This is a genomic window from Caballeronia sp. SEWSISQ10-4 2 (assembly GCF_030464885.1).
Taxonomy (GTDB): Bacteria; Pseudomonadota; Gammaproteobacteria; order Burkholderiales; family Burkholderiaceae; genus Caballeronia.
Genome location: NZ_JALPRJ010000107.1, coordinates 1 through 22335 on the forward strand (window position 1 = coordinate 1; position 22335 = coordinate 22335).

23 protein-coding genes and 1 pseudogene are annotated in these 22335 nt (G+C 59.4%); 7 read left to right on the forward strand and 17 right to left on the reverse strand.

The genetic code is table 11. The features are described from left to right. Nucleotides 1–51 precede the first annotated feature (51 nt). The 4 genes from M0D69_RS39015 to M0D69_RS39030 all read left to right on the forward strand — a co-directional run bounded on the left by M0D69_RS39015 (nt 52) and on the right by M0D69_RS39030 (nt 3020). Complete coding sequence (locus M0D69_RS39015; RefSeq protein ID WP_301787144.1) at nt 52–408, forward strand: GyrI-like domain-containing protein; 357 nt, start codon at nt 52–54, stop codon at nt 406–408. A 175-nt stretch (nt 409–583) separates the two neighbouring features. Then, nucleotides 584–1219: a 2OG-Fe(II) oxygenase gene (locus tag M0D69_RS39020; RefSeq protein ID WP_301787145.1), complete on the forward strand. Its 636-nt coding sequence runs from the start codon at nt 584–586 to the stop codon at nt 1217–1219. 74 nt (nt 1220–1293) lie between these two features. Continuing rightward, the gene (gene ycaO, locus M0D69_RS39025; protein ID WP_301787146.1) at nt 1294–2691 is read left to right on the forward strand and encodes a 30S ribosomal protein S12 methylthiotransferase accessory factor YcaO; all 1398 of its coding nucleotides are present in this window, start codon (nt 1294–1296) and stop codon (nt 2689–2691) included. Between the two features lie 5 nt (nt 2692–2696). Beyond that, nucleotides 2697–3020 (forward strand): hypothetical protein, encoded by a 324-nt coding sequence (locus M0D69_RS39030; RefSeq protein WP_301787147.1) that lies wholly within the window; start codon nt 2697–2699, stop codon nt 3018–3020. Between the two features lie 90 nt (nt 3021–3110). On the opposite strand, the gene M0D69_RS39035 is transcribed toward M0D69_RS39030, so the two are convergent. The 8 genes from M0D69_RS39035 to M0D69_RS39070 are packed head-to-tail and all read right to left on the reverse strand — an operon-like array spanning nt 3111 to nt 10248. After that, nucleotides 3111–4664 (reverse strand): class I adenylate-forming enzyme family protein, encoded by a 1554-nt coding sequence (locus M0D69_RS39035; RefSeq protein WP_301787148.1) that lies wholly within the window; start codon nt 4662–4664, stop codon nt 3111–3113. After that, nucleotides 4661–5425, reverse strand: a complete 765-nt coding sequence (locus M0D69_RS39040; RefSeq protein ID WP_301787149.1) for a VOC family protein — start codon at nt 5423–5425, stop codon at nt 4661–4663. Before M0D69_RS39040 ends, M0D69_RS39035 begins: the two co-directional genes overlap by 4 nt. Further along, the gene (locus tag M0D69_RS39045; RefSeq protein WP_301787150.1) at nt 5425–5868 is read right to left on the reverse strand and encodes a PaaI family thioesterase; all 444 of its coding nucleotides are present in this window, start codon (nt 5866–5868) and stop codon (nt 5425–5427) included. The genes M0D69_RS39040 and M0D69_RS39045 overlap by 1 nt, the downstream gene beginning before the upstream one ends. A gap of 27 nt (nt 5869–5895) precedes the next feature. Then, nucleotides 5896–6900 carry a zinc-binding dehydrogenase gene (locus M0D69_RS39050; protein WP_301787164.1) on the reverse strand — a complete coding sequence of 335 codons (1005 nt, stop codon included), beginning with the start codon at nt 6898–6900 and terminating at the stop codon, nt 5896–5898. A 39-nt stretch (nt 6901–6939) separates the two neighbouring features. Next, the gene (locus M0D69_RS39055) at nt 6940–7941 is read right to left on the reverse strand and encodes an ABC transporter substrate-binding protein (RefSeq protein WP_301787151.1); all 1002 of its coding nucleotides are present in this window, start codon (nt 7939–7941) and stop codon (nt 6940–6942) included. Between the two features lie 28 nt (nt 7942–7969). After that, a complete protein-coding gene (locus tag M0D69_RS39060; protein WP_301787152.1) occupies nt 7970–8743 on the reverse strand; it encodes an ABC transporter permease in 774 nt (257 codons plus the stop codon). Nucleotides 8744–8746: 3 nt separating this feature from the next. Beyond that, the gene (locus M0D69_RS39065; protein WP_301787153.1) at nt 8747–9487 is read right to left on the reverse strand and encodes an ABC transporter ATP-binding protein; all 741 of its coding nucleotides are present in this window, start codon (nt 9485–9487) and stop codon (nt 8747–8749) included. After that, nucleotides 9484–10248, reverse strand: coding sequence for a GntR family transcriptional regulator (locus tag M0D69_RS39070; RefSeq protein ID WP_301787154.1), 765 nt, complete (start codon nt 10246–10248; stop codon nt 9484–9486). The genes M0D69_RS39065 and M0D69_RS39070 overlap by 4 nt, the downstream gene beginning before the upstream one ends. Nucleotides 10249–10653: 405 nt before the next feature. Here M0D69_RS39070 and M0D69_RS39075 point away from each other — a divergent pair, with 405 nt between their 5' ends. Further along, complete coding sequence (locus tag M0D69_RS39075) at nt 10654–10974, forward strand: DUF4148 domain-containing protein (RefSeq protein ID WP_301787155.1); 321 nt, start codon at nt 10654–10656, stop codon at nt 10972–10974. A 297-nt stretch (nt 10975–11271) separates the two neighbouring features. On the opposite strand, the gene M0D69_RS39080 is transcribed toward M0D69_RS39075, so the two are convergent. From M0D69_RS39080 to M0D69_RS39090, 3 genes and pseudogenes are all read right to left on the reverse strand, one after another. Then, nucleotides 11272–11583: a DNA-binding transcriptional regulator gene (locus M0D69_RS39080; protein WP_301787165.1), complete on the reverse strand. Its 312-nt coding sequence runs from the start codon at nt 11581–11583 to the stop codon at nt 11272–11274. Next, nucleotides 11583–11783, reverse strand: a pseudogene (locus M0D69_RS39085) (DNA-binding protein); the annotation flags it as partial. The pseudogene M0D69_RS39085 and the gene M0D69_RS39080, both read right to left, overlap by 1 nt. Before the next feature lie 481 nt (nt 11784–12264). Further along, entirely contained in the window at nt 12265–12585 is a 321-nt protein-coding gene (locus M0D69_RS39090; protein WP_301787156.1) for a helix-turn-helix domain-containing protein, read from the reverse strand. Nucleotides 12586–12730: 145 nt separating this feature from the next. Between M0D69_RS39090 and M0D69_RS39095 the strand changes: the two genes are divergently transcribed. Both M0D69_RS39095 and M0D69_RS39100 read left to right on the forward strand, forming a co-directional pair. Continuing rightward, nucleotides 12731–13126 (forward strand): hypothetical protein, encoded by a 396-nt coding sequence (locus M0D69_RS39095; protein ID WP_301787157.1) that lies wholly within the window; start codon nt 12731–12733, stop codon nt 13124–13126. 33 nt (nt 13127–13159) lie between these two features. Next, complete coding sequence (locus M0D69_RS39100; RefSeq protein ID WP_301787158.1) at nt 13160–13642, forward strand: hypothetical protein; 483 nt, start codon at nt 13160–13162, stop codon at nt 13640–13642. Nucleotides 13643–13729: 87 nt separating this feature from the next. Here the strand turns inward: M0D69_RS39100 and M0D69_RS39105 are convergent, their stop codons facing one another. From M0D69_RS39105 to M0D69_RS39130, 6 genes are all read right to left on the reverse strand, one after another. After that, a complete protein-coding gene (locus M0D69_RS39105; protein ID WP_301787159.1) occupies nt 13730–14035 on the reverse strand; it encodes a DNA-binding transcriptional regulator in 306 nt (101 codons plus the stop codon). 927 nt (nt 14036–14962) lie between these two features. Beyond that, complete coding sequence (locus M0D69_RS39110; RefSeq protein ID WP_301787160.1) at nt 14963–16273, reverse strand: replication protein O; 1311 nt, start codon at nt 16271–16273, stop codon at nt 14963–14965. A gap of 339 nt (nt 16274–16612) precedes the next feature. After that, nucleotides 16613–17575 carry a ParB N-terminal domain-containing protein gene (locus M0D69_RS39115; protein ID WP_301787161.1) on the reverse strand — a complete coding sequence of 321 codons (963 nt, stop codon included), beginning with the start codon at nt 17573–17575 and terminating at the stop codon, nt 16613–16615. A gap of 2 nt (nt 17576–17577) precedes the next feature. Beyond that, nucleotides 17578–18774, reverse strand: coding sequence for a ParA family protein (locus M0D69_RS39120; RefSeq protein WP_047848806.1), 1197 nt, complete (start codon nt 18772–18774; stop codon nt 17578–17580). A gap of 248 nt (nt 18775–19022) precedes the next feature. Beyond that, nucleotides 19023–20945, reverse strand: a complete 1923-nt coding sequence (locus M0D69_RS39125) for a phage integrase family protein (protein WP_301787162.1) — start codon at nt 20943–20945, stop codon at nt 19023–19025. 391 nt (nt 20946–21336) lie between these two features. Then, nucleotides 21337–22191, reverse strand: a complete 855-nt coding sequence (locus tag M0D69_RS39130; protein ID WP_301787163.1) for an SDR family oxidoreductase — start codon at nt 22189–22191, stop codon at nt 21337–21339. Nucleotides 22192–22335: the final 144 nt, after the last annotated feature.

A 22335-nucleotide genomic window follows, 5' to 3' on the forward strand; every position in this document is an offset into this window, starting at 1 on the left:
AGCTGCGCTATCCCTCCCCGGCATGAATGCCGAGGTTTCCCGCGCTAACGGATGAGCGTGGTTCCCGACGATCCCAAAGGCCCTGACGATCCACACGGCCGGTTTATCGCCGGACTGGTATTCGGCTATTCGATGGCCACGGGCAGTGGCCAGTGCGAGCAGCCAGCCGATCTACCGCTGTCAGGCACGTTGACCTGGCAACCGATCGCGAGTGGCCGCTACGCGGTCTTTACTCACATCGGGCCTTATACGACCTTGCATCAGACGTGGAAATCAGCGTATCGCGACTGGTTGCCGGCGTCAGGGGAACAGCTTCGCGACGAACCGCCTCTGGAGGTCAATCTGAACCGGCCCGAGACAAGGCCGCCGGAAGCTCTTCGCACAGAGATATGGTTGCCGCTGGTGTAGCGAACAAGGGCGGCCGGTCTGGTTTCCGCGCACAGTCACGGGAACCGTCAGACGCCGGTGTTAATATCTCCCGCTCAGATTAAAGCCCCATCTCACCGATACCCGCCTGTCCAAAGCCCCGCGTCGGACGACCGTCCGAATTTCCACCCAGCACCTTCGTTCGAAGGAACCCGCAGTGACCCGATCGCACCCGCCGGCGCATTCCAATGCGTCCGCAGATGGCCTGCATCGTCGTATCGTCGATGCAGTTCATGAACATGGCTGGTCGGAGCAGGACATTTTTTTGCCGCCGGATCTGACCCTCGCGCTGGCGCTGGAATGCGCCGCGCTCGCAGCGGCCGGCACGCTGACCGTGGCGCGTGTCAGCCAGGGCGCGGCACGCTCGCTCCAGCCCGGTATGCGCGGCGACCGGATCCACTGGCTGGAGGCGGGACAATCGGACGCCTGCGACCGATATCTTGCGATCATGGAAACGCTGCGCATCGCGTTGAATCGCGGACTTTTCCTGGGTCTCGATGAATACGAAAGCCATTTCGCGTTCTACGCGCCGGGTGCTTCGTACATGCAGCACCGCGACCAGTTTCGCCACGACGACAGCCGGACCGTGTCCGTCATCGTCTATCTGAATGCGGATTGGCTGCCCGAACACGGCGGCGCTTTACGGCTGCATCCGGAAGGTTTGAGCACGCAGGACATCTCGCCGGTCGGCAGCCGGATCGCGGTGTTTTTATCCGCCGACATGCTCCACGAAGTATTGCCCGCCACGCGCGACCGCTTATCGCTCACGGGATGGTTCAAACGCCGCGCGTAACTCACGCGCCACGTCACGCCGTTCACTCACCGACACCTGACACGCCTCCTCGACCTAGATAGAGGCACCACATCATGCAAACCGAAAGCTTCATTCCCGGCAAGGACGCATCGCTCGAATTTTCCATCGCCACCATGCAGCAGAAGCTCGCGGCGCGCGGCTTTTTCCTCGAGGAAAGCTCGTGGCTCAATCCGGCGGAGAACATCTGGTCGGTGCACATGCGCGACAAGGATTGTCCGCTGCTGTTCACCAACGGCAAGGACGCGTCGGAACTCGCCGCGCGTGCGAGCGCGCTCGGCGAGTTCTTCGAGCGCCTGGGCTGCCACTATTTCTGGACCCACTTCTATCTCGGGCAGACGCGCGCCGAGCGTCCGTTCGTGCATTACCCGCAAGAACGCTGGTTCGCCCCCACCGAGGACGGCGCATGGCCAGCCGAACTGCTGAACCCCGAGCTGCATGCGTTCTATAACCCGGATAGCGATATCGACAGCTCGGTGATGGTCGATCTGAACTCGGGCAATGTGGATCGCGGCATCTGCGCGCTGCCGTACACGCGTCTGCGCGACGGAGAGATCACGTGGTTCCCGGTGAATCTCATCGGCAACCTGTATGTGAGCAACGGCATGTCGGCGGGCAATACGAAGCTCGAAGCGCGCACGCAGGCGCTGTCCGAGATCTTCGAGCGGCACGTGAAATACCGCATCATCAGCGAGGGATTGTGCCTGCCCGATGTGCCCGAAGACGTGATCGCGCGTTACCCGGGCATTGCGGCCGGCGTGAAGGCATTGCGCGATGCTGGCTTCGGCATTCTGGTAAAGGATGCGTCGTTGGGCGGCCGTTATCCGGTGGTGAACGTGACCTTGCTGCATCCGAAAGATCAGGGTGTGTTCCCGAGTTTCGGTGCGCATCCGCGCTTCGAAATCGCGCTTGAACGTGCGTTGACCGAACTGTTGCAAGGCCGCTCGCTCGAGTCGCTGGAGAACTTTCCGGAACCCGGTTTCGATATGGACGAGATCACCGCGGTAGCGAATCTTGAGATCCATTTTGTGGATTCGAGCGGCGTGGTGAGCTGGGATTTCCTCGGCGAAGAACCCGATCACGCGTTCGCCGACTGGAACTTCAGCACGACGACGCAAGAGGATTACGACTGGTTGTGCGCGTGTATCGCGGCTGAAGGCAAGGACGTTTATATCTCCGACTTCGAAGAACTCGATGTCTACGCATGCCGCATTCTCGTACCCGGCATGTCGGAGATTTATCCGGTCGAAGATCTGCAATGGGAGAACAACAGCGTGGGTAACGAGATCCGTCCCGAGCTCATCCGCCTGAACGAACTCGACGACGACGAATGCCGCGCGCTGCTCGACGATCTGCAGACAATGAACCTCGGCGACGAAAGGCCGCTATGGGAAATTATCGGGCTGGCCGTGCCAGTGGGACGACATGGAAGGAGCTGCGTATCGGAGAACTGAAGACTTTGCTGGCGCTGGCTATCGGCGATACGGAAGCCGCGCGTGAAGGCTACGACTGGATCCGTCATTATCGCCAAATGAACCACGGGCGCTGGCTGGCTTACCGGTGTGTCGAGGCGCTGTTGAATCTCGATGAGCCAGAGGATTTCAAGCACTCGCTCACGTTGCTTTACGGCCCGGAAACGCTGCGTCAGGCGGAAGCGCTGCTCGGCGGTAAGGAGCGTTTCTTCGGCCCGCCAAAGCTTGGAGCCGATATGGAAGGAAGCGCTATTCACGGCAAATTGCTCGCCGCGTACGACAAGCTGTTTGCACCGGTGAACAAGCACTGATTGGTCTTGAGGATGGGGGTTGAAGGCTTTGAAAAACGCGTGTATCAGGTTATATCAAAACCGATGATATAACCTGATACTTCGCTTTTTTCAGCCCTTCTCCGGGTGCCCTTCATCTGTCAACCGCTTCGCCGCTTCGCGCTTTAAAACCGCCCGGTCGATCTTGTTGGTCGACGCGAGCGGGAACGCATCGACGAACCAGACTTGTCTTGGATGCTGATACGCGGGCGCGTGTTCCAACGCAAATGCTTTCACCGCCTCCGCGCTCAATTGCGCACCCGGTTTCAACACGACAAACGCTACCGGCTTCGTGCCCTTGATGGCATCGTCGACGGGAATCACACTCGCTTGTTGAATAGACGGATGCCGTTCCAGCATCTTTTCCACGTCGCCCGGAAAGATGTTTTCTCCACCGGAGACGAACATGTCGTCGCGTCGTCCGATAAATGTATAGAAGCCGTTTTCATCGCGGCGAAACACATCGCCCGTGCGATAAAAACCGTCCGGCGTGATCGGCGGCGCAAGGTCCGGACGGTTGTGATAACCGTTCATCAGGCCCGCGCTGCGCATCTCCAGTTCTCCTTCGCCGGCGAGTTCGCCGTTGGTATCGACGAGACGAAGTTCGACTTGCGGATGCGCCGCGCCGATCGCAAGCGGCGGCGTAGGCAATCCGGCAGGATGCGGCCCGAACACGACCGGTCCGCCCTCGGTCGTGCCATACGCGTTGATGACCTTCGCGTTCGGCAGCAGCGCGTGAGTCCGGGCGAGCAACGCGCCGCTGACCGGCGCCGAGCCCATCCGCACGTAACGCACCGACGACAGATCCGTGTGCGCGAGCAGTTCACGCTCTTGCATCATCATGGCGATCATCGGCGGCACGGAGGTGAGCCATGTGCATCGATATGTATCGATGGCGCGAATGTAATTGCGTGCGTTGAAGGCCGGCATCAGCACGGTCGTGGCGCGCGCGGCTAGCGCGAGAAACACCAGCGCAAGCGCGTTCATGTGATAAAGCGGTGCGGCGATCAGCACGCGTTCGCCGTCCAGCGGCTGCGCTTTCAAGCGTGTCTCGACCACCCAGAGATGACTCGCGTGCGAGAGCACGACGCCCTTCGGCCGGCCTGTCGACCCCGACGTGTAGAGGAACAACGCGGCTTCTTTTTCATGCGAAACGATGGGCTCGAAGATCTCGCCCCGCGCTTTTGCTTCCGCGATAAACGATGCGAATCCTTGCGCGCGGTCGGCGTCTTGCTCCCGGTCAAATACCACGCGCGGCAAATTGACCGGAGCATCGGCGAAACGCTGCGGATCGGTGAAGACGAGACGCGCCCCGCTGTCCGCGATCACATCGGCGATCAGCGCCCGCGGGAATTTATAGTTGACCGGCACGGCGACCAGCCCTGCGCGCATAATGCCGAGCATCGTCGCGACATAGTCCGGCGAGTTGGCCGCAAGCACCGCGATACGCTCGCCTCGCGTGTACTGACCGGTGAGCGTATGGGCTACTGCATCGGCGAGAGCATCGAGTTCGGCGAAGGTGTATCGGCGCTCGTTGAAACCGTCGTCCAGGCCGATAATGGCGAGCGTATCGGCGTCGCGCGCGTCACGCGCGATCAGCGCGCCGAGATTCGTCGGGAAAGTCATGGGGTGAATTCCAGCAAGGTGTCGAAGCGAGGCAGCGCGACAAGCGCGCGTTGCACCTCGATAGCCGCCGGGAAACCCGCCGCGTCCGCGCTCTCGCCTACAGTTCGCCAGGCCGGCGTGCGCACCGTGATCGCGGCGTAACGCGGGCCACGTGCAGCCACGTACTGCGCGACTGAGCCGAAATGCGCGTAGAAATCTGCACGCGTCCAGTACACCAGCCGGAAGCCCGCCTCGATCTCGCCGAGCTGCACATACGGCTCGGGCGCGACATCGATCAGATGCAGCGCGCTTAAACCCTCCGCGCCGTTCGAATGACTCTGCCATTCGCTGCGGAAAACGAGCTCGGGTGTCAGATGCTGGCAGAAATAAACCCTGCCGCCGTTGAGTTGACCCGGCTTCAATCGGACCGTGGTGAACCTTGCATCGCCGTGGGGCTCTACAGGCCGCGAGAAGGTCTGCGGTGGCGTGGCATCGAAACCGGCGCGGCGCAAGGTATCGAAGGTCACAGCCGGATCGTCAGTGCGGAACACGAGACCATCGGCACCGAGCGGACTCGACACAATCTCCTGGCGCACCGTCTTGCCATCGGTAGGCAAACCGATAAGTTCAAGATAGTGGTCATCGAACACGATCGCGTGATTGAGCGAACCGAGGGTGTGATACCCGCGCGGCGCAACCGTGAAACCGAGTTGCTCGAAGGTGCGTTGAGCAGCGTCAGTGTCGAAGCGCGTGTTGATAACGAGATGATCGAGCTTCAGCATCAGGGAATGGCCGGCGCTGCGGTCCCGGTTGCGGTTGTTGAATAGGCGCCACGTCCGCTGGCGACGAGCTTGCCGTCTTTGTCGAAGACCTGCGCTTCGGACACGGAGACCTGCGCGCCGAACTTGATCACCTTGCCCTTCACGGTCAGGTCGCCCTCAAACGCGGCGCGGTGATAGTCCACGCGCAGGTCGATCGTGGGCACGCCGCGCCCGGTCTTCGATACCAGCGCCCAGTCCGCCGCCAGGTCCACAAGCGCGGCGAGAATACCGCCATGCGTGTAGCCCTTGTCCGGATTCACAACCCACTCTTCGCGCCACGTGGCGGTCAGTTCGATCTCGCCTTCACTCACCGAAACCACTTTCAAACCCAGCCACTCGTGGAACGGACCGCGCCGCAAACGCGCCTCGATATCCTGCACGCTCGGCAATGTTGCTTCGCTCATGATGTTTTCCTCAGCTCATCGATAGATTCAGGGGTTGACCACGACCTTGCCCAGCACCTCCCGGTCGCGAATCAGGCGCAGTCCTTCGGCGGCTTGTTCCAGCGGTAGCGTCCGGTCTATGGACGGCACCAGCTCGCCCGCCGCGATCTGATCGAGTAGCGCGCGCAGGTTTTCATCGTAGAAACTGTTCGAGCCGATGATCTTCAGCTCGAAGCTCCAGATGTATCGAAGGTCTTCTGCGGGTGCGTGACCGGCCGTCGCGCCGCACACGAGCAACGTGCCGCCGCGCTTCAGGCATTTCAGCGACGGCACCCACGTATCGCCGCCGGTAAAGTTCACCACCACGTCCACCCCGCCCTCATAAGTCCGGCGCTGCGGCTTGCCGTACTGACCGATCGCCCACTTCGAGAAGTCCGTTGACTTGTGGTTGACCGTATGATCGGCGCCCAGCGCTTTCAGTTGCTCGCACTTTTCGTCGCTCCCTGCGCACGCAATCACTTCCGCGCCCAGTTGCTTCGCGATAAGAATGCACGCCGTGCCCACCCCGCCGCTCGCGCCGAGAATCAGCACACGGTCACCGGCCTTCACCGTCTTGTGCGTGACCAGCATGCGATGCGCGGTGCCGTACGCCACCGGCAACGCGGACGCCGCGTCGTAACTCACGGCAGCAGGTAACGGGATCAACTGTCCGACTGACACCAGGCAGTATTGCGCCATGCCGCCGTCGAGCATTTCACCCATCAAACCCTTCTCGGGATAAAGCGGATTCACGAGCACGCGATCACCCGTCTTCCAGCCTTCCACGCTCTCGCCCAACTCCGCGATCTCGCCGGCCATATCGAGGCCGATCACAACGGGAAACGGCACCTTGATGCCCGGCATGCCCTTGACGGTGAACACATCGTGATAATTGAACGACGATGCCCGCACCCGAATCACCACGTGTCCGGGCGTAGCTTTCGGCACGGGTTTGTCACTCACTACGTGCAGTTGATCAAGGTCGCCATGCTCGTTCAGCACGAGCGCCTTCATGGTCGATGGAATGCTTGTCGTCACGGTGTCTACTCCACATTATTGGATTGATTTCGATGCGGCATACGGGCCGGTATCGAAGAGATCGGCGGGCAGCGTGCCTTTGATCACACCGCCGTCCACGAAGATCTGGTGCTCACGCTTGAGCGTCTCCAGATCGATCGGCTCGAAGGTCACGCGGTTGATATCCGACCAGCGCACAGCGTACGCTTGCGCGTCGTCGGCCGGTAGGTTCGCGCCTTTCTGCAGGATCGCGGCGACATCGTTCTGATGCGTCGCGCCCCACTGCAACGCCGTGCGCATCCCCGCGATCAGCTTCGCGACATCTTGCGGATGCTGTGCGAGGTAATCCGCACGGATCGCGCTCACCCCTATGTAGGGGGTTGCGTCGGACTTCGTCAGCTTCTTCCATTCGCCCCCGAAACTACCGAGGCGCTTGACCTTCAACTCCTTCAGTTGTGCGATGGTGACTGAGCGCAGCGCGGCTGCATCCACCTGTTTTTGCACGAGGAACTGCGCAAGCCGCCCTTCATTTCCAGGAACGATTGAGAAATCGTTGGCCTTGATGCCCTCGTTACCTTGTAGTACCGCGGTGGCGATTGCTGCGACCGAACTTCCTGGCGGCGACATGCCGACCTTCTTGCCGCGCAGGTCGGCGAGCGACTTGATGGGTGAGTCTTCCGCTGCCACAAATTCGACGTCAGCCGGTTGTGTCGCAAGCACGATCTTTAACGGCACGCCCTCGGCTGCCGTGCTGAAAACAGCAGCAGCAGGTGCGGCGAACGCAAAGTCGATCGCGTTGGCGGCCAGCGCGCGATTAGGTGCGTTGACATCGGAGAAACGGATGAAGGTGACGTCGAGGCCGCGTTGTTGCAGGAATTTTTGCGCCTCGAGCACCGCGCCGAAGCCGAGACTCACGCCGCTTGTCCAATAGCCGATGCGCATGGGTTCGGCATATGCGGTCTGCATCGTACCGATCGTCGCGCTTGCCGCTACGGCCATGACGAGCGCCGCTCGCTTGAAGAATGAAGTGGCTCTCATGATTTTCTTGTTCCCCGTTAGATCAGTATCAGTCGGTTTTTTTCCAACGAAACAGGTGGCGTTCAAGCGGCTTCAACACGCCCGCTTCGAGCGCGAGCATAAGAACAACCAGCGTCACGGTCCACGCGAAAACCTGATCGGTCTGCACGAGATCGGCGGCTTGCCGCAAGCGATATCCAATGCCGTTCGAGGACCCGATCGTCTCCGCCACCAAGGACACACGCCAGCCGAAACCAAACGCAAGACGCGCGCCGGCGAAGAAGTGCGGCAAGATGGTCGGCAGAAAGATCTTGCGCATGATCTGCGTCTGCGACATGCGAAAACTGCGCGCGAGTTCTACGTGGTTGCTATCGACAGTAAGTGCACCTTGCCACACGTTGGTCAGGATCAACGGCATCGCGGTCATGAACACCACGAAGATGGTGGTCGAGTTCGAGATGCCGAACCAGATGATGGCGAACACGGCCCAGATCGCCGACGACACGGTATTCACGATCGACAGCAGCGGCTCGAAGAAATGCGCCACGCGCGGGTTCGAACCGAGTGCAATGCCGAGCGGCGCACCGAGCGCGGCCGCCAGCAAAAATCCCCCCACTACTCGATACAGCGTGATGCCGAGATCATCGAAGAATGTTCCGCTCTGCAGGAGTCCGACGAATGCGTGCGCCACTCTAAGCGGCCCGGGCAACACGAACTGCGGCATACGTAGCGACGCGAGCCACCAAAGCGCCAGCAGTATGACAACGAGCACTACGCGTTGCGCAATGGTCGAAGCGAACGAACTACGTGGGACTGTGGACATAGGTCAGATCAGGAGACGCAATTGGCGGATCGCTTCGGCGACGCTCGGATCGGTAGCGGTACGCGGACGCGGCAGATCGACACTGACTATCTCGCGCACGCGACCTGGACGCGGCGCGAGCACGACCACGCGATCGGCGAGCACGATCGCCTCTTCCACGTCGTGGGTAACGAACAAGACGGTCATGCGCTGCATTGCGTGAATGCGCAGCAACTCGTCGTGCATTTGCGTGCGCATCTGCGGGTCGAGCTTCGAGAACGGTTCGTCCATCAGCAGGATGCGCGGACCGGTGACGAGGCTCCGTGCGAGTGCGACGCGGCTGCGCATACCGCCGGATAACTGATGCGGATGGGCATCGGCGAAACCTTGCAGGCCGACCAGATCGAGGACCGCGTTCGCACGCGCATGACGCTCGCGTGATGGAATAGCGGGGCTCGCCGCTTCGAGGCCGAACTCGGCATTCGCCCGCGCTGTACGCCACGGCAGCAAGCGGTCCTCCTGAAACATGTAGGAGAGCGCGTTGCGATCCTTCGTTCCTTCGGCGCGCTTGCCGTCAATCCAGAGCTCACCTTCACCCGGCTCCAGCAGCCCGGCGACCATGTTGAGCAGCGTGCTCTTGCCGCAGCCCGAGGTGCCCAGCAGCGCCACGATTTCGCCTTGGGTGACATCGAAGGAAACACCGTCCAGCACCTGCAGGGAACCAAAATGCTTGCCTACGCCGCGCAACGAAATGGCAGCGCTCATCGGCGCAATTCCGCCACCGTGTACAGCGGCAAAGATGCGCCCGCGCTGGAGAGACTCGCGTAGACCTTCTCCATCGTCATGCTCTGGAACGTCTCTATATGACGACGAGCGATGGTCTCCGCACGGCGTCCGTCGCCCGCGATGAACGCGTCGATCATCGCATTGTGATCGTGCTTGATCTCGGGCTTTGTGCCCTGCACACCGAAACCGAGGGCGACGAGGCGCGACATTTCATCGAGCAGACTCGCCAGCGTTCTATGCAAACGCTCATTGCCGCTTGCCGCGGCTATCGCCAGGTGAAATTCGCGATTGGCGTCGAGGAATACATCGATTTGCGCCGATAACGCGCGCTCCGGATGCGGCACGCGGCACGCCGCTTCGAGGCGCCGCAGCAGTTCCACATCGACACGGCCGCACGCCAGCCGCGCTGCCAGTGGCTCGAGTTGCACGCGCAGTGCGAACACTTCTTCCACGTCTTTCAGCGTGATTGCGGCGATCCGATAACCCTGCCGCGGCAACGAACGCACGAAGCCTTCGTGCACTAGCCTCACTAGCGCGATACGGCAACTCGTCTTGCCGATGTCGTACGCCGCCATCAGTTGGCTTTCGGTCACGGTCGATCCGGGCATCAGCTTGCATGAGAGCAAGTCGCGGCGGATACGTTCATAAGCGTCATCGCCGCGTAGCACTGTGGACACGGGCGCAGGCGTAAGCGGGGCCAGCAGGTCAGGAGAGCGGGTTTGGGATTCGTCGTAGGTCATGGTCGTTAGGGTTGTGAGCTGCTCACGACATGGAATTGATACGTTCAAGAAACTATCGTAGGCGTTTACGACATTTTTCAAAAACAAGTAATCGAAATAAGGATGTTGGGCGGGGAGATATCGTGGGAGGCTCAGCGTTGGGGTTCGGTTTGAGCCTTGTTTTCGGCCCGTTTGTTTGGGCAGTCCGGGATGCCGTATTTTTCCGGCCCAGGTAAATGCCGACCATTCTCGGCAATCCTTAGCGCGGCTTTTGTTACTTGCGGCGCAACGAGGCAGCGGCCGCGCGAACGGTATGAGCCGGATTATTGCGACTCATATGGAGAATTGGCGGATGGACCAAACAATCGCTGATCTGGCCTGCGGTTTGCATATGTTTCATGGGCAAATTTCAGTGGAGATTCGATCATGTTCAAGTCTTTCGGCCCCGCGGTTGTCATCGCTTCGATCATTGCTGCACCGGCGCTCGCATTTGCTCAGGACAACACGCAAGTGACTCGCGCGGCAGTGAAAACGGACCTGCAGCAGATGGAGCAGGCGGGTTATAACCCCACAGCCGACCGCACGACTTATCCTGACCACGCACAAGCTGCTGAACAACGCGTGGAAACGGAACGAGGCGTGACCGCAACATCGTATGGTCCGTCGACCAGCGGTAGTTCCGCTTCGAGCATGCAAACGCCAATGAGCCCGGCGAATGGCACGCATTCGATTTATTTCGGTCGTTGAGGATCGGCTGGCGTGTGCTTGTCTGGACGGCTGAGATGCACAGGAAATGGCGGAAGTGGGTGACGCGTGGGCGCGAGCCAGTTGCGTCCGCAACGGTCGACGGCTGTCTCTTTCCGGAACGGGAACGCGACCGGCTACTCGCGGCAGTCCGTTGATCGTCGCAGACATGCCAGCGGCATCGCTCACGCAACTGAAACAGTTCGACAGCGATACCGGATTCTTTGCGGAACTGGTGCATCACAGCTAAGCTCATCCAATGTGCCGCCGCGCAGTCACGTGCGGCCGTCGTGACCGTGCTTACGCGCCAAGCTCAGCGGTCAGTTCAGGATGCTTGATAATCAAACGCAACAGGCACAGCACTGCGCCCGACGGCGCAAAGCGGCCCTGCTCCCAATCTCGCAGAGTAGCGACCGGCGTACCGATGCGCTCTGCAAATGCGGCCTGAGTCATGCCGGATGCCTCGCGCGCTTGGCGCACGAGCATCTGTTCAGGGGTCGTTACGCGACCAACGTGCGCCTTGGATTCTTCAAGCGCCTGGCGCAGATCCGGCAGCGGCTTGTCGGCATCGGCATCGGCCTCGATGGCCTTGGCGATTTTCTCGATGTTCATCACACCGCCTTTCGAATGTCCTTGGGAAGCATGTTCTCGCGCTCGCCGTTGGCATCGACCGCCATGAGCAACACAATCTCCTCGCCGGTCAGATTGAAGTAGATCACGCGGGCGCCGCCAGACTTGCCAGTCCCTGCGCGCGTCCATCGAACCTTACGAGCGCCATCGGCGCCTAGGATCACATCCCCCGCATGCGGGTTTGCGACGATCCGGGTTGCTTCTGGAAGGTCGGGTTTCGATCACGGTCCGCATACGTGCACTATACGGGATTCCCGTACAACATCAAGCCAAGCGGTCGGAAGTCTGGCCATACAGCCAAAGAGAGCGAGATGCGCCGCAGCAGCCCTTCGAGCAGGAGATCGGAGCAAACACCTTGACCAAAACTTGACCAAAGTAGGCAAAAATTGCCCTCAAAAGGGCTTAACGCTCAGTCGGTTTGTGCATGGCTACCACTGCAATTCGTTGATTCTTCTGAACTCATATTCTTGCCTATTTGCTGCGGATGGGTCTCTTCGAATCTGTCACGCCCCACCACCTACCCTCGGGCATCCGAGACGAAGTCCCAGCGCTTCGGACATAACACTGGCCGGCACAGCGCGGTCACGGGAGGCAGTTAATGGCGGAACTTGGCGCGCCTGGCGTTGATGAAAGCTTCCGAAAGAGGTTTCAGTAACCATGAGCCTATTCTTGCGGTAAGTCAGTAAATGCTTCAATTAGCGTCAGGAGCGCCGCACGTTTACCTGCGTCGAGCTCACGAAGTCCCGCGACAACTCGCTGTTCATCTTCATTCTCGAGACGAGATGCCCTTTCTCCCGTGAGGAGATAGTAGGCATCCACGCCCGCCGCAGTAATCGCGCTCAGGTAATCGGAGTTCGGTCGCCTCATACCCTTCTCGTACTGATATTGCGCGCGCTGTTTAACGGCGCCCAAGGCGGCAAACTCCGACTGGTTCAAGCCCAGACGCGATCGCTCACGCTTCAGTCGCTCCCCAAACTCGTCCATTTGATGTAGCTTTCCTCTTGACAATGACTCAAACGGTCATAAAATTGATGATGAATCGGCATAATTGAGTCATCACCTTGGCGCCGGGCAATCAACCTCGGTTCGTCGATTGATCGTTAGACGCTCGATCTTCCAGAGGGATATCATGGCAACCAATTACGAAATCCGGGGCGCGCTATCGGTTCGCGCCGACTTCAAACACATCCACGCCCAGCAGTTCGCCGAAAGCATCGCCAACCCCGCGGACGTCTACTTCGCGACCGACCCCGTCACCCATTCGCTCGTCCTGCGCATACGGGGCGCGCTCCACCAAAGCGAACAGCAATCGGTCGAAGAATCACTTGAGCAGTTCGCCCGCAAATGGGCCATGGCAGGCGCGATCTTCAGCCGCCTCCGATACGGTGAGCCCTCGTTTGTCCCACTAGGCCTTTCGCATCACGTCGATCTGCTTGCCGAGCTCGACGACCTTCACGCGCAACTGAATGCAACGCTGGAGCGCCAGGCATTCATCCTCAAGCGGTTCCTGGCACCTGACCGGTAAGCGGCAACGGCAATCACCCAAACGGTCGAATGTATGGCGGTCATCGCGAGGTCTACATTGGAAAAATGGTCATATATCCTCTCGGGTTCGATGTCGGTGCAGGACGATATCGAGGCGGAAGATATCGAAAGCGTCTCACGGCATCTGGCCGGCATCGCAGAAGTATATCTTTCGCACGACAAGGTTTCGCACACCGTTTCACTGCGCGTCGCAGGCACCATTGTTCGAGACGATGTTCGTGTCATCGAGAAACGCATCGAGAGATTCGCCGAAGAACACGGAACGACCGGCACCATTCTGCTGAGCGAATGGAACGGCGTGACAGACTGGCTCATGGTCGGTCTGAACTGGCATGTCCAGTGTCTCATCCGGCTCGGTGCCGTACAGGAGCAACTCGCGAAGCTCACGGAACCAGACGTCGACTTTCTTGTACGGCTTGAGCCACCTGGCGGAAATACAATCTCGCGCGGGCACTCCATCATGCGTGTGGCATTGGATACGCCCCAGCGCTCATAGACGGGGAAGAAGAGCCTCCACCCCGGATGGTGAAAGACCGCTTGCCGCAGTCAGCGGGTGAAAGCGGTGGCCTACGTACTGGCGAGCTTACGCGGCAATCTCGGCCGTCAGTTCAGGATGCTTGATAATCAAACACAACAGGCACAGCACTGCGCCTGACGGTGCAAAGCGGCCCTGCTCCCAATCTCGCAGCATGGCGAGCGGCGTACTAATACGCTCTGCAAACGTAGATTGGCTCATGCGAGACCCTTCGCGCGCCCGCCGCACGAGCATCTGTTCAGAGGTCGTCACGTGACCAACGTGCTCCTTGGCTTCTTCGAGCGCCTGGCGCAGATCCGGCAGCGGCTCGCCGGCATTGGCCTCGATGGCCTTGGCGATTTTCTCGATGTTCATCACACCGCCTTTCGGTTGTCCTTGGGAAGCATGTTCTCGCGCTCGGCCTTCGCATCGACCGCCACGAGCAACACAATTTCCTCGCCGATCAGATTGAAGTAGATCACGCGCACGCCACCGGACTAGCCAGTACCCGCGCGCTTTCAGCGAACCTTGCGAGCACCATCGGCCCCGGGATCGCATCCCCCGCATCTGATCTACGCCATACGGGATTCCCGTATAGAATCAGACTAGGCCATAGGACGTCCTGCCGTGCACCACCAAATAGACAGATACATTGCATCTCAGCCAGGTGGCGATGCCAAGGTGCCGGATCGCGTGCACAACCAACCGCCTTCAGGAGAGGAATTTGGGGCAAACACCTTGGGCTTCGCCGACCCAAATTTGCTCCCTGTCGCTTGCAGCGACCAAATGCGAGCCGCCTTCGAAAAGGCCATGGAGCGTGTGATCCGAGCGGCAAAACCTGGGCGAGAACTCGGGTCTGGAGGGCATTCTTGGGTTGCGGAGACAACAATTCAACTCGGCTCGACTATGAGGGTGGACGCGGTAAGAATTGACCGTTAGTTGCGACTGTTGTTCAAACTCCATCCGTTTTCGTTTATCCGCAGCGGTCAAGTTGGAGGTTCCTATCTATGCACCACCACGATGCGACCGGAATCTCGCGTCGGTGTATGGAATTTCGCCGTGCTGTCGCAGTACAAATGTTTACGGGGCTACGTCTGTTTTGCGTTTCATCGATGTGTCCGACGCGAAATGGTTGAACGGACAACCCAAAACGCCGAGCCGGTTCTTTCGGTCCATTTCTACTCCCGATCGCCGCGACGCACTAATCCGGTAAAGCGCTTGCAAACCTGATGCGGTGTTTAACAGAGCGCATCCCATTTTCGTGACCTCTGCGGAAAATGCCCAAATGGAGCGGTCAACCGTTCACCGATAGGCTACGCCTGACCCCTCGGCACACCGGTCTTGGCGATTCTCCAACGAGACCCCGGCGCATGTAGCCCGCAACATCTTCTTCATCTCACTGAGACGATCGTTAATGGTTGAGGTCCGGGTTCGCGGCATGGCGTGTTCGGGTGTCACCGTGGTCATCGACTGGACTGTGTGACGGTTGCTGTCGCACTTCAATTGGAAATCGCGGAGCTGTCCGGACGTCGCAGGAACGACTTCTCTTGCGTTCAGTGCAGCGACGAAGGCAGCTGCCCACTGTCCAGTCGCGACGCGCGGCCTTGCTTCCTGACAGTGGTGCACCGTGATCGAATCGGCGCCGCTGGAGACCGTGATAAGCCGGGTGTTGGCGCTGTCGATAAAGGTGTGTCCAGCGCACTGGAGAACAGCGGCATCAATGCTCGCAGCTCGCGCTTTCTCCTCAGCCAATTGTTCCGTGGCGAGGCGCTTAGCGCGGATCTGATGACGAAAATCGACAGGCGAGCGAAGCAGGGCTCGAAGATAGCTGATCGGGCGTTTTGCATTTCGCAAATGCTCCCAGGTTGCCTCGACTACGTCGGACAGCAACTTCGCATGTGCCTTCGCTTCGCGCATCAGTTTGAAAATCAAAAATTGACGAAAACCCAAGTTCAGCAGGCGCTGGAGATCCGCGGGGAGCTCTCCTGGTTGTCTCTTTTGATTCTTAGGGAACAGATCCTTATATATAGCTCCGTCTGCCACGGTGACACACGGCGAGCTAAATGAATGATCAGGTTCGTTGACGCGCTCAGCATTTTCAACATTCGACGAAAGTATCTCGTCGGGTTGCGGACCAGAAGGCTGCTGGGCAGAAGACGGTACGATATACCCGAGGACGATCGCGGATTTCTCGGTGAGGTGAAGATAGGCGCGACCAAACAAACCCGCGGTTCCGAAACGTTTCTGAGGAACTCGCTCAATCAGGCCAGCTGCTTCGAGATCGTCCAGACTCCGATAGAACGTTCGCATGGACTGCATTGCGCGATCAGTCAAAAGCTCACGACGGGCGAATATAGCCGCGTAGGGACGATTGGCGTCGACAGTGCGGGCAAGAGCAGCGAGTACCGCCCGGGCGCGAGCAGGGAGTGTCGGAAAGTTCGCAGCGCGATGTGCTGCCCGGAATACGACCCAAGGGAGGTTTGATTGACCGGCCAGGAATTCATCCAGCGCAGTCTGATCGGTGCTGATGGAATCAATGTCGACGGAGTCGTCGGGGTGTGGAAGAGGGTACAAGTTCCCCTCGCCAGCAACGGAAAGTTGCGCGATAAGCATGTCACACGTCCATTTCTTCAAAATGGAAGAGAAACGCTTGACTGCCGATCGCTATCCGCTACACTTCGAGGTGTTGGGCCTTTATCCGATTCCCGTCGGAGAAATGCAGCGGTGGGCAAGCGACAGCGAAGCCCGGTTACTCAAAAGCCTTCGGTTCCCGCCGAAGGCTTTTGTTTTTTCTGCGTCGAAATCAGTTCATGATCGTTCTCGGGCGTTTGGTTAAGTCCATGATTTTTAACGATTCCCTACTAGGGAAGTCTTGAACATCAAGATCAAGACTTCGAGTTGTTGACGTGCTGTGCGCTAAGTCATTGATTTAAAGCGGTTCCCTACTAGGGATTACTGCTTTTCGAGTTCCGATTCGATAAAAGCGTGAATTCGTTCAGCCCATTGCTCTGCTTCATCAGCCGCTTTGCCCGAGAACGACACGCCGACAACGCCGTTTCGCGCTGATATCTGGCAAACCTTCTTCGCGCCCCGTCTGACAACCAAAGGCTCATGTTTCTCACGAGGCAGTCGGTCCGGTTTCGTAGCCGCAACGGCCTGAGCCTGCGTGTACGTATCGTCGGCCAGGAGCCGCTCGATCGCCGCCTTAACCTTGTCCGCCCGACCCTCGGCCACCGCCTTCGCCATCTGCTCCGCAGCGTTGCTTCCCAATCGTTCCGGGCGCGCTGACAGCAGCTCCTTAGATTCATCGGGAAGCAGATCAAACTTCATGATCCGTCCGACGTGCGAGTCGCTGATGCCTGCTGCCTTTGCTAGATCTTCTTTCGTAATTCCAGTCGAGTCCTGAAGCGATTTAAAGCCCCAGAATTTCTCAAAATCGGAAAGCGTCGGCGATAGAAGGTTGGAGAAGAATGCTGCGTACTCGACCATCGACGCGTCGATGTCCAGCACGATGCCGTCGATCTCCGTGCGTCCAAGTTCGCGATACACCGAAGCGCGGTTATGCCCCGCCACGATGTCGTACTCGCCATCGTGACGCTCCCGCACCGTAATAGGCTGAGCGAGCGGGTAAGCCGTCAGGTTTGCTTTCAGCTCGGCATACTCTGCAGGGGCGAGCTTTCGCCGCCGGCCTGGAATTTCATGCAGCCTGTCCAGCGGCAGTTTGCCGGGCGCTCGCTGTTCCAGCGCTCGTTTCAGTTTGTCGATTTCCGCCTGCTGGCTGTGCACCCGACCTTGAAGACCGATCAGTTGCCCGGGCGCGGTACGCGGTACGACCGGCTCCGAAGGCGCATCTGCACTGTCGTCGTCAAGACGGATGCCCGCTGCCTTCGCCTTTTGTTTCGCTGCTGTAGACATGCTTACTCCTTGTCCCAGAGGTAACAAACCTTGCTGTCGATCAAATCCACTACCTGGTCATAGGGCACGCGGATTCGTCGAAGCGTCGCCGCATTGCCGTCATAGTTCGGGAAGTCGTACACCGTAGAAAAATCGTTGGTGGTCGTGCGCGCAAGGTCGGTTTCCGGGATTTCGACCGGCAAGACGCGCTCGCCATAGGTCGTGATAACCCAGTCGCGAACGATGGATGCGTTCGCCTTATTCGGCATGCGCGTCACCAGGATGTCGATGAAATCGAACACCTTGGCCTCGTCCGCCGACTCCCCAAACTGCTTCATGCCGGAGACCATGTCCGAGAAAAGCGACCAGAACTGAACCATCGATGCGAACGAGAGCGTGTCCGGCATCACCGGCACAATGACTCCGTCCGCCGCGAAAAGCGCGTTGATGGTCAGGTAACTCAACGTGGGCGCGGTATCGATGATGATGTAGTCGTACTCGTGCTTGAGTTCCTTGAGCCCGTCGTTCAGCACGTTCCAGAATTTGGCGCTCGGCGACGCATGGACGCGCGCCGGCAACATGAATTCGGCGTTGAACAGATCTGTAGACGACGGGATCAGGTCGAGATTTTCCCAATACGTTTGCATGGGCAAATCCTTCATATCAAAGGTTTCGCCGCTCACGTAGGCCTCGATCAAGGGCAGAATGGTCTGGTCGCCGTTGATTTCCGCGTGCGGGTTGATCCCGTAGAGCGTTGTTGCGCTACCTTGGGGATCCATATCTATATGAAGAACCCGGCGGCCGTGACGCAGAGACAGGCCCTGCGCCAGCACCATCGACGTCGTGGTTTTAGTCACGCCGCCCTTGAAATTGCCGATTGCGATGACCTTTCCGTCTTTTCCAGGCGGACGCTGTCTTGGCTTGCGTTCCGCCTTGACCCATTCAATGGTTTCGGCGAGCGTGAATTGCCGCGCGGCTCCAGGTTTTTCCTGAGTGCCCTGAGGCAATTCTCCTTTCTTGATCAGATAGGAGAAGCGCGCTTTGTCGATGCCGCATAGTTCCTGTAGTTTGCCGCTCGGGAACGCCGGGGCAACCTTCCGTGGGAACGGCTGGAGCATTTGAGTGCGAATTCGCTCGAGCATTTTCGCGGAGCGAGCCGCCAAATTGACGAGGTCGTCCGGCGTCACCTCGATGGGGGGCGTCGAAAGGTTAATATCCATGCGTTCTTCCCGGTGGCTCTGGTTCTACCAAAAACGTGGATTCTCCCTTAAAAGGTAGAACCGACGGTAACCGAAGACTAAGAGGTATACGGAGTAAACGCAAGTAAACTTTGCCGAACCGCGACGGCCGCAAAGGCACGTGGTTGTTGGACTTCGGGGGAAAAGATGAGAAAAGACTTGAGGCGAATCGGGGGTTTTTCGGCGCTTTAGGTCTGCAGATTCAAGCGCCGTCGGGGGATTTCTTGCTGTTATCGATTCGGCAGAACGCTGGTTTTACCGCTCGCGACCTGACTATGGCGACGAGCTTTCACATAAAGAAGCGTCGTCGAAAGGTTCGCGTGGCCGAGGCGGGCCTGAACTTCCCGGTAATCCGCGCCGGTTTCGAGCGCGTGGTGCGAGTGGGTATGGCGGATCCAATGCGTGCTCGCATTAGGACGATGACGCAAATCGGCCAGGCTTTGCGTCGCCGAAAGGAGTGCGGTCCAGGAGAACAGCCGACGGAATACCTGCCCAAGGCCATCGGGCGTGAGTGATTTGCCGGTACGGAAATGCGCGAGGAGCGGGGTATCGACTGGACACGCGCCAGGATCCCCGGGCAAACCGCGGGCACGCAGACTCTCAAAAATCAGTTCCATCACAGCCTGCGGGACCGGGATGGTCCGCGCCGCGCAGCCTTTTCCGGGTACGGCTAACTGCCAGCCCTTGTCTATTGTGCCTCTCAGCGCCGTCCGGGTAAGCCGGCCAGTCGTGGCATAGGCCAATTCCGCACGGCGAAGTCCAGTCGAATAGGCAAGGTTCAGCGCCAGAAAGTCACGCAATTCCCGTTGAGAATACCGGTCGCGAGACGTCGCGTGAACTACGCTTTGCCACTGCTTATGGTCAAGCGAACGCCCCGAAACGTCGATGCGCGTGCCGATCGCCACCGCCGGTGAACCCGAAAACGGGTTGTTCTCCCAATAGTTCTGGTCAACTAGCCATTGGCCCATCGCGTGAAGAATCGCCCGTGCGGTTTCCCGGCTCCGGTCGGAGAGACCGCCGACAAACGGTCGCCAGTCGGGGTGAAAACGCTCGATTTTTGCGCTCCCCACCCAGCGGGCAGCCGGCTGAGGATCAGCCAAAAACGTCCCGATGTACTGCGCACAGTCGGCATTATCCAGCGACGAGAGCGCCTTGTTCTTCTCATTGACCGCCCACAGAAGTAGCCGCTCGGCCTCCCGCCGGTATGCGCGCGCGGTGTGGGGGCTGTGTTGACGCGTCGCGAGCCATGCATCGATTGCCTGCAAATCCGTGTTTAGCGAACACTGAAAGACGAGATTACGCGCCCGGTTCGTGCCGTTCGATCCGTCGATTTCCGCGGGTACATCAAGCGATTCGATGGGAACGATGCCACTCTGGCGAGGCCGTACAAGTCCAGGATCGTTGCTGGACAAGCGCCGGCGCGGCGTGACCGCGCGCTTCGACAGTGTATGACGCAGCGAATCGGCGTGAAGAGCAAGCCAGTCGACAATGCGGCGCGCCGCTTTCGGCCCGACGCGCGGCACGCTCGCATGCCAGCGGTGGCCGCGCTGCTCGACGAATTCGAGGAGATCGGCGAGCGTATGGATGCCAGCGTGTTGAAGACGGCCGGCAATCGCGGGCTCGAGCCAGCTAGCGACAGGGTGTTCACGCTGCGGCGCCTGGACCAGACTGGCTTCCATGCGAGCGAGCGCGTCGACTTGACGCCGGCGCATACGCGCATTCCGGGTCGCACGCCGGTCGACTCCCGGCGCGTTTTCCAGCGGAAACTCCGCCCGATAAAGCTCCAGAAGCTCGGCTTCGCTGTGAAAACCGTTTGGATCAACAGCTTCGCGGTAGGCCTCCAGCGTCGGCATTTCGCTTGCTGCAAGCCGTTGTGCTTCTGGGATGCTGCCCGGCCTCAGGCGCAGAAGATGCGTGGCTTCGACATCGCGCGTGCGACGTGCCGCGCCGGACAGTGTGTCGCGTAGAAGTCCGATGAGGCGGCGAGTGGCACGGACGTCGGTGGTGGCGTCGCCGTAGGTCGCATGGAGCTGTTCGATGGAAACGCCATCCAGATACCCACGATACAGCGCGAAATGTTCGCGCGTGAGCCGCTTGATTGGCGAGCGGTTCCCGAGATTGTGGACAGATGACGTGGGCGAAGCAGCCGACATGAGTTATTTATGCTTTGGTTTCAATAGCTTGGAGGGAGGCTACCAGCGCAGGGGCGGTTTGACAACAAAAAACGTGACATCTGATAAGTATACAGAACGAGGCGAGTGATGGACGTGCGTCGTCAGTGGTCGACGCGCTATGACTGAGCTCTAAATAGAACCAGAGGGAGTGGAGAAGACCGAAGTGCCAGCATCCGGACACCGGCCGGAAACTAAAGCCGATGAGCGAAGTGGCATCGCAAGTCGAGCCTTGCGATGTATCGTTCGGCTCATTGAGAGTTGGATGAGGTTCGAACGTAGACCAGACGAAGCTGCTGACCCTCGGTGAACTCGTGCAAGCCGGTCCGAACCACAGACCGACCTGCATCATCTCTATATAGGTAACCCGCGATTACGCCGCGAGAGCCGCGGCAACCACGACCGCCAACGGCGTTGTTGGCCGGCCGAGGAGTTGGCTCAATTGATGACTGTCATCGAAGAGCGCGCCTTTCGACGCGGCCGTGTCTGAATCCGACAACAGCGCAGCCACAGCTTCGGGTAATCCGACTTCGATCAACGCCTCCTTATATTCCGGCTCGGAGAGATTCCGGTATTCGACCTTCTTGTCCGATTGCCGTGCCACTTCAGCGGCGAGATCGGCGAGGGTGTACGCGGTATCGCCGGCGAGTTCATAAACGCGTCCCGCTTGCGCGCCGCGCGTCATCACGATTGCTGCTGCCTGCGCGTAGTCCGCCCGCGCCGCAGAGGCAATCCTGCCGTTCCCCGCGCAGCCAAGGATCGCGCCGTGTTCGAGCGCGGAGGCTAGGCTGTGCGTGTAGTTCTCGGTGTACCAGCCGTTACGTAGCAAAACGAACGGTACCGCCGACGCGCGCAATGCCGCTTCAGTTTCCCGATGTTCAGCGGCCAGTCCCAGCGGCGTCGTGTCGGCGCGCAGCACGCTGGTATAGCCGATCAAGTCGACGCCGCTGCGTTTCGCCGCTTCTATGGCGGCACGATGCTGGACGGCGCGCCGGCCAATTTCACTCGATGAGATCAGCAGCAGTTTGTCCGCGCCTTCGAAGGCGGCGTCGAGCGTGGCGGGTTCGTTATAGTCGGCGCGCCGGAGCTGCACTCCCAGCGCGGCGAGATCGGCGGCCTTCTCCGGACTGCGAACTGCAGCAATGATTTCGCTTGCGGGTTGAGTCTTCAACAATGCCTGGATGACGAGCCGGCCAAGTTGGCCCGTAGCTCCGGTAACGACGATCATGATCAAACTCCTGGGGGAAATGACAGCAGAAGCCGTACCGTATCGGATAAACTAACTTTTCGTAAGTACGTACGCCGAGGTAAGTATCCGTCAATCACCCCGCCCTGAAAGGGCGAGGCTTGTTAAATCAAGCCTGATTGACCA

Coding starts and splice junctions, on each gene's coding strand:
- M0D69_RS39050 (WP_301787164.1), bottom strand. CDS start 6,900: ATGAAGGCGCTCGTGCTGAACGAGCATGGCGACCTTGATCAACTGCAC.
- M0D69_RS39110 (WP_301787160.1), bottom strand. CDS start 16,273: ATGCTTATCGCGCAACTTTCCGTTGCTGGCGAGGGGAACTTGTACCCT.
- M0D69_RS39120 (WP_047848806.1), bottom strand. CDS start 18,774: ATGGATATTAACCTTTCGACGCCCCCCATCGAGGTGACGCCGGACGAC.
- M0D69_RS39055 (WP_301787151.1), bottom strand. CDS start 7,941: ATGAGAGCCACTTCATTCTTCAAGCGAGCGGCGCTCGTCATGGCCGTA.
- M0D69_RS39095 (WP_301787157.1), top strand. CDS start 12,731: ATGGCAACCAATTACGAAATCCGGGGCGCGCTATCGGTTCGCGCCGAC.
- M0D69_RS39100 (WP_301787158.1), top strand. CDS start 13,160: ATGGCGGTCATCGCGAGGTCTACATTGGAAAAATGGTCATATATCCTC.
- M0D69_RS39040 (WP_301787149.1), bottom strand. CDS start 5,425: ATGCTGAAGCTCGATCATCTCGTTATCAACACGCGCTTCGACACTGAC.
- M0D69_RS39080 (WP_301787165.1), bottom strand. CDS start 11,583: ATGAACATCGAGAAAATCGCCAAGGCCATCGAGGCCGATGCCGATGCC.
- M0D69_RS39090 (WP_301787156.1), bottom strand. CDS start 12,585: ATGGACGAGTTTGGGGAGCGACTGAAGCGTGAGCGATCGCGTCTGGGC.
- M0D69_RS39115 (WP_301787161.1), bottom strand. CDS start 17,575: ATGTCTACAGCAGCGAAACAAAAGGCGAAGGCAGCGGGCATCCGTCTT.
- M0D69_RS39035 (WP_301787148.1), bottom strand. CDS start 4,664: ATGACTTTCCCGACGAATCTCGGCGCGCTGATCGCGCGTGACGCGCGC.
- M0D69_RS39130 (WP_301787163.1), bottom strand. CDS start 22,191: ATGATCGTCGTTACCGGAGCTACGGGCCAACTTGGCCGGCTCGTCATC.
- M0D69_RS39105 (WP_301787159.1), bottom strand. CDS start 14,035: ATGAACATCGAGAAAATCGCCAAGGCCATCGAGGCCAATGCCGGCGAG.
- M0D69_RS39070 (WP_301787154.1), bottom strand. CDS start 10,248: ATGACCTACGACGAATCCCAAACCCGCTCTCCTGACCTGCTGGCCCCG.
- ycaO (WP_301787146.1), top strand. CDS start 1,294: ATGCAAACCGAAAGCTTCATTCCCGGCAAGGACGCATCGCTCGAATTT.
- M0D69_RS39015 (WP_301787144.1), top strand. CDS start 52: ATGAGCGTGGTTCCCGACGATCCCAAAGGCCCTGACGATCCACACGGC.
- M0D69_RS39125 (WP_301787162.1), bottom strand. CDS start 20,945: ATGTCGGCTGCTTCGCCCACGTCATCTGTCCACAATCTCGGGAACCGC.
- M0D69_RS39060 (WP_301787152.1), bottom strand. CDS start 8,743: ATGTCCACAGTCCCACGTAGTTCGTTCGCTTCGACCATTGCGCAACGC.
- M0D69_RS39075 (WP_301787155.1), top strand. CDS start 10,654: ATGTTCAAGTCTTTCGGCCCCGCGGTTGTCATCGCTTCGATCATTGCT.
- M0D69_RS39045 (WP_301787150.1), bottom strand. CDS start 5,868: ATGAGCGAAGCAACATTGCCGAGCGTGCAGGATATCGAGGCGCGTTTG.
- M0D69_RS39065 (WP_301787153.1), bottom strand. CDS start 9,487: ATGAGCGCTGCCATTTCGTTGCGCGGCGTAGGCAAGCATTTTGGTTCC.